Origin of the sequence: Lentzea sp. NPDC102401, from assembly GCF_044765805.1 — a bacterium.
In the GTDB taxonomy this organism is placed as follows: Bacteria; Actinomycetota; Actinomycetes; order Mycobacteriales; family Pseudonocardiaceae; genus Lentzea; species Lentzea sokolovensis.
This window is the reverse complement of sequence record NZ_JBIWKS010000001.1, coordinates 1,105,528-1,118,422: the sequence shown is the minus strand read 5'-3', so window position 1 is coordinate 1,118,422 and position 12,895 is coordinate 1,105,528. Positions and strand designations below refer to the sequence as shown.

Annotated in this window: 11 protein-coding genes; 8 read left to right on the top strand and 3 right to left on the bottom strand. The window is 69.2% G+C overall.

Annotated elements, in window-relative coordinates:
* Nucleotides 1-20 precede the first annotated feature (20 nt).
* Genes ACIRG5_RS04970 through ACIRG5_RS04960 form a run of 3 tightly spaced genes read right to left on the bottom strand, consistent with a single transcriptional unit; the run spans nt 21 to nt 5,292 of the window.
* Nucleotides 21-668, bottom strand: a complete 648-nt coding sequence (locus ACIRG5_RS04970) for a GntR family transcriptional regulator (RefSeq protein ID WP_402900257.1) — start codon at nt 666-668, stop codon at nt 21-23.
* A 10-nt stretch (nt 669-678) separates the two neighbouring features.
* A complete protein-coding gene (locus ACIRG5_RS04965; RefSeq protein ID WP_402900254.1) occupies nt 679-4,155 on the bottom strand; it encodes a BTAD domain-containing putative transcriptional regulator in 3,477 nt (1,158 codons plus the stop codon).
* Between the two features lie 21 nt (nt 4,156-4,176).
* Entirely contained in the window at nt 4,177-5,292 is a 1,116-nt protein-coding gene (locus tag ACIRG5_RS04960) for an alpha/beta hydrolase family protein (protein ID WP_402900251.1), read from the bottom strand.
* 96 nt (nt 5,293-5,388) lie between these two features.
* On the opposite strand from ACIRG5_RS04960, the gene ACIRG5_RS04955 reads away from it, so the two are divergent.
* The 8 genes from ACIRG5_RS04955 (at nt 5,389) to ACIRG5_RS04920 (ending at nt 12,845) form a co-directional block, all read left to right on the top strand.
* The gene (locus ACIRG5_RS04955) at nt 5,389-6,768 is read left to right on the top strand and encodes an extracellular solute-binding protein (RefSeq protein WP_402900248.1); all 1,380 of its coding nucleotides are present in this window, start codon (nt 5,389-5,391) and stop codon (nt 6,766-6,768) included.
* Entirely contained in the window at nt 6,761-7,627 is an 867-nt protein-coding gene (locus ACIRG5_RS04950) for a carbohydrate ABC transporter permease (protein WP_402900246.1), read from the top strand. The genes ACIRG5_RS04955 and ACIRG5_RS04950 overlap by 8 nt, the downstream gene beginning before the upstream one ends.
* Entirely contained in the window at nt 7,624-8,445 is an 822-nt protein-coding gene (locus ACIRG5_RS04945; RefSeq protein ID WP_402900243.1) for an ABC transporter permease subunit, read from the top strand. The genes ACIRG5_RS04950 and ACIRG5_RS04945 overlap by 4 nt, the downstream gene beginning before the upstream one ends.
* The gene (locus tag ACIRG5_RS04940; RefSeq protein ID WP_402900241.1) at nt 8,445-9,428 is read left to right on the top strand and encodes an ABC transporter ATP-binding protein; all 984 of its coding nucleotides are present in this window, start codon (nt 8,445-8,447) and stop codon (nt 9,426-9,428) included. The genes ACIRG5_RS04945 and ACIRG5_RS04940 overlap by 1 nt, the downstream gene beginning before the upstream one ends.
* Nucleotides 9,429-9,430: 2 nt before the next feature.
* Complete coding sequence (locus ACIRG5_RS04935) at nt 9,431-10,108, top strand: phytanoyl-CoA dioxygenase family protein (protein ID WP_402900238.1); 678 nt, start codon at nt 9,431-9,433, stop codon at nt 10,106-10,108.
* A 123-nt stretch (nt 10,109-10,231) separates the two neighbouring features.
* The gene (locus ACIRG5_RS04930) at nt 10,232-11,053 is read left to right on the top strand and encodes an ABC transporter permease (RefSeq protein WP_319981079.1); all 822 of its coding nucleotides are present in this window, start codon (nt 10,232-10,234) and stop codon (nt 11,051-11,053) included.
* The gene (locus ACIRG5_RS04925) at nt 11,050-12,057 is read left to right on the top strand and encodes an ABC transporter substrate-binding protein (protein ID WP_402900234.1); all 1,008 of its coding nucleotides are present in this window, start codon (nt 11,050-11,052) and stop codon (nt 12,055-12,057) included. Before ACIRG5_RS04930 ends, ACIRG5_RS04925 begins: the two co-directional genes overlap by 4 nt.
* Nucleotides 12,054-12,845, top strand: a complete 792-nt coding sequence (locus ACIRG5_RS04920) for an ABC transporter ATP-binding protein (RefSeq protein ID WP_402900231.1) — start codon at nt 12,054-12,056, stop codon at nt 12,843-12,845. The genes ACIRG5_RS04925 and ACIRG5_RS04920 overlap by 4 nt, the downstream gene beginning before the upstream one ends.
* The last annotated feature ends 50 nt before the right edge of the window (nt 12,846-12,895 follow it).

The window sequence follows — 12,895 nt, the reverse complement described above, 5'->3', positions numbered from 1 at the left end:
CTGCGAGTCGGGCTTCGACGCTAACTCGCGTGGAACTGGGCGGATCCCTGGACTTGGGCCATCGTGAGGTGCGCGCGATCGCCTCTCAGCACGACCCACGACCGTTCGACCAGGTCCAGCCACGAGATCGACAGCACCGGGGTGGCGGGGCGGACGTCGAGGAGCCTGGCGAGGCGCGGTGTGGCGAGAGTGGTGGTGCACCAGGCACGCAGGTCCCCGAACCGGACCCGGTAGGTGGTCGAGAGGAACCTCCGCAGCGGGGTGTCGTCGTAGCGCTCGGCGAAGCCGGGGAACCGCGAGGCGCACAGGCAGGTCGAGCGCACGCCGATCGGTTCGTCGCCGCGGACGAGGACCGACTCGACGGTGAGCACGTCCCTGGTGATCCGCACGGCCGCCTGCTCGCGGGTGGCGAGGTCCTGCACCAACGCGTCGAGGCTCAGGCGGTGGAGCTGTTTGGGTGGTGCGACGGTCGTGCCCTGGCGGCCCGTTCCGCGGATGAGCCTGCCCTCCAGCACGAGTTCGTTCATCGCCTTGCGGATCGTGGTGCGGGACATGCCGAGCACGTCCGAGAGTTCGCGTTCCGGTGGGAACGGGGTGTTGCCCGGCAGGTCGCCCAGCAGGTCGAGCAGCCGGGCCTTGGCCTGGTAGTAGCGGGGGATCGCGGGCACCGCCCGGACGCTAGCGCCGTCCGATAACCAGCGACTCATCGTCGGCGTCCGGCCTCGACCCGATCTCCTGGTAGATCCGGCGGGCCTCCTGCCGGTCGCCGCCGAGGAAGGCGACGGCGGCGTCCTTCCACCGGGACCAGGGCGCCTCGGCCAGGCACTCGGGGCCGTGGCCGGTGGCGGCGAGGACGATCGGCAGGCTGACGCCGATCGTGCCGGTGATCTGGTGGCAGGGAAGCAGGTCGCCGACCTCCGCCGGTTCGCCGCTCAGCAGTGCGAGGTGGGCCTTGAGGACCAGCGGGTGCTGCAGGCCGCCGCGATCGCCTTTGCTCCTGGCGAGTTCGAGTGCCCGGTCCGCGCATTCGGTGGCACCGGCCAGATCACCGGTCAGCAGGAGAATGCGGCCGCGCAGAGCGAGGACGTGAGCCTGGCCCGGCTCGTCCAGGGCGGCCAGCGCCTCGGCGTACCTGCCGTCCCAGAACAACTCCAGGTACCTGGACGCGTCGAGCCACGCGATCGTGTCGTGGTCGCCGTGCCGCCGGGCGGCCGCTCGTGCTTCCGCGCGCACCGCGAGACGTGCCTTCGCGTCGCCGAGCACGGTGTAGGCGGTGCTCAGGTTGACCAGGCACAGTCCGGGCGAGATCCCGGCAGCCGTCCGTTCGGTCACGGCCTGGCGCATGTCACCGATGCCGTCGGGGTCGCCCTGCTTGACCCGTGCGAGGCCCAGGGCTTCCAGCGCCACGGCCCGTTCGACGCCGGTGGCGCCTTCCAACGCCGTCTTCGCTGCGCTGCTCGCCTCGGTCAGCCTGTCCGCGAGCGTCAGGGAGTGCGCGAGGTACGCCCGCACGCCGTACGCGTGCTCGGTCAGCGCGAGGAACTCGATCGTGCGGTCGAGATGTCGTCCGGCCGCCACGTGGTCGCCCTGGTGCCAGGCGGCGCGCCAGGAGGCTCTGGTGGCCGCCGCCGCACCCGCGAAGTTCCCGGCGGCGCGGTGGAGTTCGGCCGCCTCGGCCAGTTCCTCGAGTCCCGCGCCGCTCTGGGCCAGGCTCGAACCCAGCAACGTCAGCAGTTCGGCCCGGTCGGGGTGGCCAGGCGGGCAGACCGCCAGAGCGGCGCGGTAGCAACGGATCGCGGTGTCCCTGGCGGCCAGGGCGGTCGCTCTGCGGCCCGCGTCGGTGAGGGCCGCCCTCGCCTTGCGGCCCATGATGTCGCACGGCCTTCCGGAGGCCTCCGCGATCCACACCGCTTCCTGGAAGTGGTACGCCAGCAGGGGAACGTGCTCCAGCGGCAGTGCCTGCACCCACTCGGCCGCGTGGTAGTGCTTCATCGCCTTGGTGCCGCGCGGAACCCGGTCGTAGGCGGCGTCGCGGACCAGCACGTGGCTGAAGGCGTACTCGATCTCGCCCACGACGTTGCTGGTGCTCTGGCGCTTCAGGAAGTCCCGCTGCCGCAGCACCTCCAGGCAGCGTGCGACCTCGGCGACATCCCGTTCCGCGACCACCGCGACCGCGCCTGGCCAGACCGTCGGGCCGATGACCGCCGCGTCCTGCAGCACCGATCTCTCGTTCTGCGGCAACGAATCGAGCCTCGCGCCGATGACGTTCCGCACCGTCTCGGGGAGGGCGTCCGGGGCGCCGTCGCGGAGCATGCGGACGTACTCGCCGGCGAAGAGCGGGTTGCCGGCCGAGCGGTGCAGCAGCGCGGGCAGGTCGGCGGTCACGTCGTGACGGGCCATCAGCGCTTCGAGCAGCAGCTTGGTGTCCTCTTCGGACAGTGCGCCGAGCGTGATCGACTCACCCCTTGGCTCCTGCCGTGTGGTGAGGAGCACCAGCAACGGCACGTCGTCGGCGGTGTCGGCGAGGCCGTGCAGGAAGCCGAGCAGCAGGTCGTCGGCCCAGTGCACGTCCTCGACGATCACCACCAGCGGCTCCTGGGCGAGGTGTTCGATCAGCCTGCGCCAGGCCATCAGCACGTCGCTGCCCTGCGGGCTGACTCCCACGAGCGCGGAGAGTTGCGTGACGAGCCACGGGTCGTCGCTGATCGCCTGGATCTTGGTGGTGACCGCGGCGGCGTCGTCGGTGTCGAAGATGCCCGCGTGACTCCGCACGATCTCGGCCAGCGGGGCGAAGGCGTCGTCGCGCGCGAACGGGGGAGTGCGGCCGGTGAGCGTCCGGCGGCCCCTGGCGAACTCCCTGACGAGCCTGCTCTTGCCCGCGCCGGGCTCGCCGGCGATCGTGATCACCCTCGGCCGGTTCGTGGTTCTGACCTGCTCGTAGGTCTCGACGAGCAGGGCCATCTCGGCCGAGCGCCCCACGAACGGCGCGTCGTCCTCGGCCGGCGTGAGCGTCCTGTCGGTCACCGGGCACGTTCTGACCTCGCCTGGTGAGGCCTGGGCGAGCAACCGCAGGCCGGCGTCGAGCACCGTGCCGCTGACCTCGACGTGATCGCCGGACGTGACGAGCGCGGGCCCGGTGGACACCGCGGCGGCCGCCGGATGATCACCGGTGATCTCGAACGCTGCGCGCACCGCCCGTGCGGCGTCGTCCTCGCGGTTGACCGGGGCGCCGAAGGCCGCGCAGACCGTCGAACCGAGCGTCGAGACCGTGACGCCCCCCAAGTCCTCGACGTGCCGGAGCACCTTCGCGACCGAGGTTTCGAGCTGCTCGTCGGCGGCCTCGTCCACGCCCGCCAGCTCCAGCCGGACGACGAGCACGCTGACCTTCTTGCGTTCCAGCATGGTCGGCGCCTGCGCGGGGCTCGTCGCGAGCGCCGGGTCCTGGGTGAGGATCGCCTGTTCCAGCCGGACCAGATCGGGCCCCGGATCGATGCCGAGTTCGGCGGCGAACCGCGCGCGTGCCGTGCGGAAGACCGCGAGCGCGTCGGCCTGCCTGCCGGACCGGTAGAGCGCGAGCATCAGCTGTCCCTGCACCCGTTCGCGCAACGGGTGATCGCTCGCCAGCGCCTCGATCTCCGCGATCACCTCGCGATGGCGTCCGCACGCCAGTTCGGCGTCGAACCTGTCCTCCACCGCCCCGTCGCGCAGATGCGTGATCTCCACCAGCGCCGGCCACGTGACGCCGTCCGCCACCAGGTCCGCCAGCACCGGCCCGCGCCACAACGCCAGCGCGTCCCGCAGGACGTGCGCCGCCTGTTCGGGGCTCGGCGCGGTGGAAGCCCTGGTGAGCGCGGCGCGGAACCGGTGCAGGTCGACGCGGTCCGGTTCCACGCGCAGCAGGTAGCCGGGCTTGCGGGTGACGATGTCGAGTCCGGCCTTGCGCAGCGCCGACACGACGTTGAGGAGGATCCCGCGCGCCGTCGGCGGGTGCTCGTCCGGCCACAACGCCTCGGTGAGCTCGCTGATCGACACCACCCGGCCCGCGTTGAGCAGCAGGAAACCCAGCGTCGCCCGGCGGGTGAACCCGCCGACCCGGTGTTCCCTGCCGTCCACGCGGACCTGCAGGGGACCGAGAACGGCGAACTCGACAGACATCGCCCGGGACCATACCGCCGATCAGGGCACCAGGCGGATCCCTTCGTGGCGCGCCCGTTCGAACAGCCTGGTGCCCCGGTGCTTCAGGTGGAGATCGAAGAATGCCGCCACGTAGTCGTGCTGGGCCTTCAGCGCGGCCGCGGGATCGATCGTCCCAATGAGACTCTCGCGGCGTTCCGTTGGCACAGCGGCGATCTGTGGCACCGACCACTGGATGTCGCTGAACCCGAGGTGCGCGCCGTCGTCCAGGTGCACGTCCCGCTTCCACCCGCGCTGGTTCGGCCAGAAGTCGGCCCACGTCCTGGTCAGGCTCGTGTCGACGTGGCTCAGCTCGCGCTCGCCCAGGTCCCCGCCGAACAGCAGGAACGGCCGGTCGAGCCCTTCGGTGACCGCTTTGCCCGGTGCGTAGGGGCCGTCGTCGCCGGTGTGCTCCATGGCGCCGTCGATGTTGATGCCCACGTCGAACCTGCGGTCGTTCGCCATCGTCTCGGCCGCCGTGTAGCCGCCGTACGAGTGCCCGGCGATGCCGACTCTGCTGGTGTCCGCGCCGTTGTGGAGCTTCGGAAGCTCGTTCAGCACGAACCGCATGTCGGCGACTCGCGCGTCGATGGCCTTCTTCATTGTCGCTTGCGAGGCGTCCTGCATCAGGCCCCACTCGATGCGATCACCGGGGAACTCCACGGCGACCGTCTCGTGCGTGTGCGACACCGTGACCACGACGTATCCGCGGCTGGCCAGGTCGTCCGCGGCGCCGGCGTAGAACTCGCGTGGCGACTGCAGGCCCGGCGAGAACAGCACGACCGGCCACCTGCCCGGTAGCGGCGGGGCGTCTCGCGCCTGCCGCCTGGTACCGGCCCAGTCGACGGTTCCGGCAGGGATGTCCAGGTAGGCAGGGCTGGAAATGATCGGGTCCAGCGCCGTCGCGAGGGTCGCGCCGAGCCACGGAGCCTGTTGGCCGGTGCGCCTGGCCGGGTAGCTGATGGTCACCATCAGCTCTCGGTTCCTCGTCGGCTGCCACGGGTCCGCGCGGGTGGAATCGGTGAGGTGGGCGTCGAACGTGCCCACCGCGAACGGGCCGCTGAGCTGCGGCGTCACCAGTGTCGACGCGGCCAGGACGGCCGCCAGCAGTAGCTGCATAGATGATCTACCCCCTTCGCGCGCCAGCCTCGCAGCCACGTACTGAGAGGGTGCTGAGAGCTTGTGGCCGTCGTGATCGAGTGCCATGTTGGACCGATGGGGCGAACGAGGATGTTCGGGCTGGTGGCGGTGTGCGGGCTGCTGGCGGGCTGCCTGGGACAGACGCAGAGCGGTGATCAGGCGCGCAACGCCGACGCCAAGGAGATCACGCTGACGATCGTCGCCAACTCGGCGGCCGGCGGAAAGAACGCGCGCGGGGCGAACTGGCTCCAGAACTGGGTGATCCCGAAGTTCACCGAGCTGCAGAAGGCCAAGGGCGTCACCGCGACGATCAGGTTCGAGCAGAACGGCGCGGGCGACGAGGACTTCAAGACCAAGGTCGCGCTGGACCTGAAGACCGGCGGTGGCGGCGACATCATCGAGATCGACGGCATCTGGCTCGGCGAGTTCGCGCAGGCCGGGCAGATCAAGCCTCTCGGCGACGTCGTCGGCAACACCGACTGGGACGGCTGGGACCAGATTCCCCAGGCCGTGCAGGGGCTCGGCGAGTTCGACGGCAAGCGGTACGGCGTGCCGATGGGCACGGACGGGCGCGTGCTGTTCTTCAACAAGAACCTCTTCGCGCAGGCCGGGTTGCCCGCGGACTGGCAGCCGAAGTCGTGGCAGGACGTGCTCGACGCGGGGGCCAAGCTCAAGGCGCTGCCCGGCGTGACGCCGATCCAGCTCAACGCCGGCAGCGCGATGGGCGAGGCCACGACCATGCAGGGTGTGCTGCCCGCGTTGGCCGGCACCGGCAAGCCCATCTACGAGAACGGGAAGTGGCAAGGGGATTCGGCCGAGCTGAAGGACGTTCTGGGGCTGTACCAGAAGGTCTACGGCGGCGGGCTCGGCGATCCCGTGCTGCAGCAGGAGGCCAAGGGCCGCGATCGGTCGTTCCAGCTGTTCGGCGAGAACAAGATCGGCATCCTGCTGGAGAGCGACTACTTCTGGCGTTCGGTGGTGGAGCCCAGGAACGGCGTGGCGAAGATGGCCGACCGCGACACCGCCGTCGGCTGGGCGCTGGTACCCGCCAAGCAGGCGAAAGCAGGTGTGGGCGGGCAGGACTTCGTCAGCATGTCGGGCGGTGGTGTGCGGGTGATCAACCCGAACACCCGGTACCCCAGGCAGGCCTGGGAGTTCATGCAGTTCCTCAACTCCGCGGAGGCCGTGAAGGAGTCGCTCGCGGGCACGGCGCAGCTCACCCAGCGGCAGGACGTCAACGACGAGGTGCTCAAGGGCGACCCGATGCTGACGTTCATCGCGGAGAAGGTCCTGCCGATCACCCGGTACCGGCCAGGGCTCGCCGACTACCCCAAGGTGTCGGCGGCGCTGCAGCAGGCGACGGCGGACGTGGTGGCGGGCAGGAGTCCGGACGAGGTGGCGACGGCCTACCGCGCGGCACTCGTGAAGGCCGTCGGAGAGGCGAACGTTGGATAGCTCCGGGCTGGGCGTCCGGCGCGCTCTGGGGTTCGTCACGCCCGCGCTGGTGCTGATCGGGGCCTTCCTGGTCTTCCCGGCTCTGTGGACGCTCTACATCGGGATCACGAACTACCAGCTCACCGGGGCCGCGGCCGCCAACCCGCAGATCGTCGGGCTGGACAACGTCATCGAGGCCGTGCGGGACCCGTTGTTCACGAACTCGCTGTGGCTCACGGCGTTGTTCGTGCTCGGGTCGGCGGTGATCGGGCAGAACGTGCTCGGGTTCGGGCTGGCGTGGCTGCTGCGGACGGTGCGGCCAGGTCTGCGGCGGACCGTCGAGGGGCTGGTGCTGCTCTCGTGGATCCTGCCGAGCACGGTGGTGGCGTACCTGTGGTTCGCGGTGCTCAGCCGCGACACCGGCACGCTGGGCCTGCTGCTCGGCTCGCCGCAGACGGCGTGGCTGGTGCAGTACCCGATGACGAGCCTGATCATCTTCAACATCTGGCGCGGCACGGCGTTCTCGATGCTGCTCTACACCTCGGCGCTGGCCGCGGTACCGCCGTCACAGCTGGAGACCGCGCGGCTGATGGGCGCGTCCGGCTGGCAGACCGTGCGGGACGTGGTGTTCCCGCACATCCGCGGGCACGTGCTGACGAACACCCTGCTGATCAGCCTGTGGACGGCCAACGACTTCACGCCGTTCCTGCTGACCGCGGGCGGGCCGAACCACCAGTCCGAGGTGCTGCCGGTGCTGATCTACCGGCAGGCGCTGGAGGGTGGCCGGCTCGGGTACGCGTCCGCGATGTCGATGCTGCTGCTGGTCGGCAATCTGGTTGTGGCCCTGGTCTATCTGCGCTTGTTGCGGAGGCGGGCGTGAGTCCTTTGTGGATCGTGCGGCGGATCGGGTTCTACGTGCTGGTCACGCTGGTGCTGGCGTTCTTCGCGGTGCCGATGCTGTGGCTGGCGTCCGCGCCGTTCGACGCGAAGCCAGGGCTGGGGTTGCGGTGGCCCGACTGGACGCTGCGCAACGTCGTGGCGACCTTCGAGCACCCGTACGCGCTGACGTCGTTGCTGAACTCGTTGGTGCTGTGCGTGGTCGCGACCGTGGTGACGACAGTGCTCGCGGCGCTGGCGGCCTACGCGTTGTCGCGGGTGCGGATTCCCGGGCGGGATCTGTTGCTGTACCTGCTGCTGTTGTTGTCGAGCGTGGTCACGGGCACGGCCGCGATGGTGCCGATCTTCGTGATGATGCTGCAGCTCGGCCTGATCAACTCGCAGTTCGGCACGGCGCTGGTGATCGCGGGCGGCATGCTGCCCGCGGCCATCTTCATCCTCAAGGACTTCATGGACGCCGTGCCGCGCTCGTACGAGGAGTCGGCGCGGGTGTTCGGGGCCTCTCCCCGGCAGGTTCTCGGTCACGTCGTGCTGCCGATCGCACGGCCTGGCGTAGCGACGATCTTCGTCTGGGCGTTCGTCAACGCCTGGGGCAACTTCCTGCTGCCGTTCCTGCTGCTGCGCGACGTCGGCCGGCAGCCGGCGGCGGTGCTGCTGCGCACCCTCTACGACGAGGGCGGCAGCGCCAACCTGACGGTGATCCCGGTGTTCTCGCTGCTGTACTCGATCCCGGTGGTCGTGCTGTACCTGTTCGTGAACAAGCGGTACGGGTTCCGATTCCACGGAGGCATCAAGAGCTGATGGCGGGTATCACTGTCGAGGGTCTGTCCACCGTGTACCCCAACGGGGTGCGAGCGGTGGACGATCTGGACCTCGAGATCGCCGACGGCGAGCTGTTCGCCCTGCTCGGCCCGTCCGGGTGCGGCAAGACCACGTTGCTGCGCACGATCGCGGGACTGGAAGGCGCCACCGACGGGGCCGTGGCGATCGGCTCGAGGGATGTCACGAGGCTGCAGCCCGGCGACCGCCGGGTGGCGATGGTGTTCCAGGACTACGCGCTGTTCCCGCACATGACGGTGGCGGAGAACATCGCCTACCCGCTGCGGGTCCGGGGCGTCGCGAAGTCCGTTCAGCAGGAGACGGCCGCGCGGACCGCTCAGGGCCTGAGCCTGGGGGAGTTGCTGGACCGGCGGCCCGGCCAGCTCTCGGGCGGTCAGCAGCAACGGGCGGCGCTCGCCCGCGCGGTCGCCGCGTCGGCCGAGGTGCTGCTGCTGGACGAACCTCTGTCCAATCTAGACGCCCGGCTGCGGCTCGAAGCGCGGACGTTCCTCAAGAAGCTGCAACGAGAGCTGGCGCTGACGACGGTGTTCGTCACACACGACCAGGCCGAGGCGCTGGCGCTCGCCGACCGGATCGCGGTGATGGACGCGGGCCGGATCCGGCAGCTCGGCACACCGCGCGAGGTGTTCCAGCGGCCCGCGGACACGTTCGTGGCCAACTTCATCGGCTCGACACCCATGAACCTCGTGCCGCGCGGCTCGGAGATCATCGGCGTGCGTCCCGAATACCTGTCGCCCGCGGCCGGCGGCCTGTTCAGCGGTGAGGTGTCCATTGTGGAGAACCTCGGCGTGACGTCGCTGGTGACACTGGACTGCGGCGATGAGCAGATCGGCTACATCGTGCCCGAGGACGACGAGCCCGTCATCGGCACGACCGTGACCGTGGACGCCCCGCCCGCACGCGTTCTGCGCTATGACAAGGAGACCGGCCTACTCGTGAGGTGACGATGTTCGAGAAGGATGGTTACGAGACGCACGCGAGCGTGCTGGCGCCGGCGAAGTTCGAGGCCCTGGCCGCGCACTTCGAGGCCAGGCTGGCGGCCCTGCCGCAGGGGCAGCGTCCCGAGCACATGGACGTGCCGCACCTGACCGATCCGGCGCTGTTCGAGTGGCTGCTCGACCCGGACGTGCTGGACCTCGTCGAGTCGCTGATCGGCCCGGACATCGCGTTGTTCTCGTCGCACTTCATCTGCAAGCCCGCCGGCGACGGCAAACCCGTTCCGTGGCACCAGGACGCGCACTTCTGGCGCGACAGCATCTCACCTGCGGGCGACGCCGTCACCGTGTGGCTGGCGATCGACCCGTCGACCGTCGAGAACGGCTGCCTGCGCGTCATTCCGGGCAGTCATCTCGCCGCCGCCGAGCACACCGGCACCGCCGACTCGTTCTTCAACCAGGAAACGGCGGTGGACGAGTCACGCGCCGTCGACGTGGAACTGGAACGCGGGGCGTGCAGCGTGCACTCGGCCATGCTGGTGCACGGCAGCCCGCCGAACCGCAGCACGTTGCGCCGTTGCGGCTACACCATGAGATACATGCCGACGACCGTCCGGTTCCTGAAGCCGGACAGCCACAAGATCTACCTCGCGCGGGGTCGTGACCACGCGGGCAACACCTACAGCTAATTGCCAATACCCGGGAAAATCGATTCAGTCGTCAGACCGGCGGCTTCGTCCGTGCTGCTTCTTGACCGTTCAGTGGGTCGGACATAGCGTACGGGAAAGCGCTTTCCGACCCGAGGGAGCTTTGTGAACACGGTTCAGGCGGACCGCTGGCGCGGCGTCGTGGAGCGGACCTGGCGTCCGGTCGCGTTGCTCGCCGCCTGCCTCGCGATCTGGCACCTCGTCACCGTCACCGGCCTGGTCGAGGCCTACCTCGTGCCATCGCCGGCCAAGACCTTCGGCCTGCTCGTCGACAAGTGGTCCTACCTCTGGGGCCACACCTGGGTGACCACCTACGAGACGATCCTCGGCTTCGTCATCGCGGGCGTCCTCGGCGTGCTCATGGCCGTCGCGATGGTCTACTCCAGGACCGTCGAGAGCACCGCCTACCCGATCCTGCTGTTCGCGCAGGTCATCCCGAAGATCGCCATCGCGCCGCTGTTCGTGGTGTGGCTCGGGTTCGGCTTCGAACCCAAGGTGATCGTGGCCGTGCTGATGGCGTTCTTCCCCGTGGTCATCTCCACGGTCACCGGCCTCAAATCGGTCGACACCGAGATGCTCGAACTCGCGGCGACGATGGGCGGCGGCCCGGTCAAGACGTTCGTGAAGATCCGCTTCCCCGCCGCGCTGCCGCACCTGTTCGCGGGTCTGAAGGTCGCGGTCACGCTCGCCGTGACCGGTGCCGTGGTCGGCGAGTTCGTCGGCTCCAACGAAGGCCTCGGGTACGTGATCCTGCAGGCCAACGGCAACATGGACACCCCGATGCTGTTCGCGGGCCTGATCGTCATCTCGCTGGTCGGCGTCCTGCTCTTCCTCCTGCTCGACCTCGCCGAAAAGCTGATGCTGCCTTGGCACGCCAGCCGGCGCGGCGCCGCCGTCACAACCCTTCTCGCGAAAGGTGGGTCATGAAGAAGCTGCTCGCAGGTCTTCTCCCCGCGTTGCTGGTGGTTGCCGCCTGCGGCGGTGGCGGTGGTACGACGTCCGAGTCCGGCGGCGAGGCCAAGGAGGTCACGCTGACCCTCAACTGGTACCCGTACGGCGAGCACGCGCCGTTCTACTACGGCGTCAAGCAGGGCATCTACGAAAAGCACGGCATCAAGCTGAAGATCCAGGCCGGTCAGGGTTCCGGCAAGACCGTCACGGCGACCGGCGCGGGTCAGACGGACTTCGGCTGGGCCGACACGTCCGCGCTCGCCACGGCCGTCGAGCAGGGCGTGCCGGCCAAGAGCATCGGGGTGTTCCTGCAGACCACGCCGGCGTCGGTGCAGTTCTTCACCGACAAGAACATCAAGAAGCCCGAGGACCTGAAGGGCAAGTCCGTCGCCACCACCGCGGGCGACGCGCTGACGAAGACGTTCCCGGCTTTCCTGAAGCAGAACGGCATGCAGGAGTCCGACGTCTCGATCCAGAACATCGACCCGGCGGGCAAGATGGCCGCGGTCATCTCCAACCGCACCGACGTGCTGCTCGGGTTCGCGTCCGACCAGGGGCCGACGATCAAGGAGAAGTCCGGCAAGGACGTCGGCTACCTGCGGTTCTCCGAGTTCGGGCTGAACTACTTCAGCAACGGGTTGCTGACGTCGAAGACCATGCTGCAGAAGGATCCTGAGCTGGTGAAGAAGATGGTCGCGGCGACGCAGGAGGCGTGGGCGGCGTCGGAGAAGGCGCCGGAGGCCGCGGCCGAGTCGATGAAGGGCGCCGCCGAGCAGCTGCCGTCGCCGACGGTGGTGCTGGAGCAGTTCAAGACGACGCTGACGTTGCTGCACACTGATGCCACGAAGGGCAAGGCGCCGGGCGTCAACACCGTGGACGACTGGAAGAAGACGATCGAGACCTTCCAGAAGACCGGCATCATCAAGGAGGCGTCCGAGCCTTCGGCGTACTGGGAAGAAAGCGTGGCTCCCAAGGGATGAGCACAACTTTGGAAACCGCCTCGTCCGTGTCGATCAACGACGTCTCCGTGCGCTTCCAGTCGAAGCGCTCGGAGGTGACCGCGATCCAGCAGGTCTCGCTCGACGTCGCGCCGGGTGAGTTCGTGTCCATCGTCGGGCCCTCCGGCTGCGGCAAGTCGACGTTGCTGAAGCTGGTGTCCGGCTTGCTGGCGCCTTCGTCGGGCACGGTGACGTTGCTCGGCAAGCAGGTGCGCGGGCCTCGGCACGACATCGGGTTCGTGTTCCAGCGGGCCGCGTTGCTGGAGTGGCGGTCGGCGCGCAGGAACATCCTGCTCCAGGCCGAGATGCGAGGGATGAACTCGGCCGAGGCGGGCAAGCGGGCGGACGAGCTCATCGAGATGACCGGGTTGTCCGGGTTCGAGAACGCGCTGCCGCACGAGCTGTCCGGTGGCATGCAGCAGCGTGTTGCGCTGTGCCGTGCGTTGTTGCACCAGCCGCGCGTGTTGCTGATGGACGAGCCGTTCGGCGCCCTGGACGCGTTGACCCGCGAGCAGATGAACGTCGAGCTGCACCGGGTGTGGCGGGAGACCGGCACGACGGTGCTGCTGGTGACGCACTCGATCGCGGAGTCGGTGTACCTGGCGAACCGGGTGATCGTGCTGACGCGACGCCCCGCGGTGGTCAACGAGATCATCGAGGTCGACCTGCCGACCGACAGGGACTACTCCGCGACGATGGCCCGTCCGGAGTTCGCGTCGGCGACCGCGCACATCCGCGACCTGCTGGGAGCCGTGACAGGGCACGACTGAGCGCGTAGAGTCTGGCTCGCCGCCGCGTGGTAAGCGCTTTCCCAAGCCGA

Coding starts and splice junctions, on each gene's coding strand:
- ACIRG5_RS04940 (WP_402900241.1), top strand. CDS start 8,445: ATGGCGGGTATCACTGTCGAGGGTCTGTCCACCGTGTACCCCAACGGG.
- ACIRG5_RS04920 (WP_402900231.1), top strand. CDS start 12,054: ATGAGCACAACTTTGGAAACCGCCTCGTCCGTGTCGATCAACGACGTC.
- ACIRG5_RS04965 (WP_402900254.1), bottom strand. CDS start 4,155: ATGTCTGTCGAGTTCGCCGTTCTCGGTCCCCTGCAGGTCCGCGTGGAC.
- ACIRG5_RS04935 (WP_402900238.1), top strand. CDS start 9,431: ATGTTCGAGAAGGATGGTTACGAGACGCACGCGAGCGTGCTGGCGCCG.
- ACIRG5_RS04955 (WP_402900248.1), top strand. CDS start 5,389: ATGGGGCGAACGAGGATGTTCGGGCTGGTGGCGGTGTGCGGGCTGCTG.
- ACIRG5_RS04925 (WP_402900234.1), top strand. CDS start 11,050: ATGAAGAAGCTGCTCGCAGGTCTTCTCCCCGCGTTGCTGGTGGTTGCC.
- ACIRG5_RS04960 (WP_402900251.1), bottom strand. CDS start 5,292: ATGCAGCTACTGCTGGCGGCCGTCCTGGCCGCGTCGACACTGGTGACG.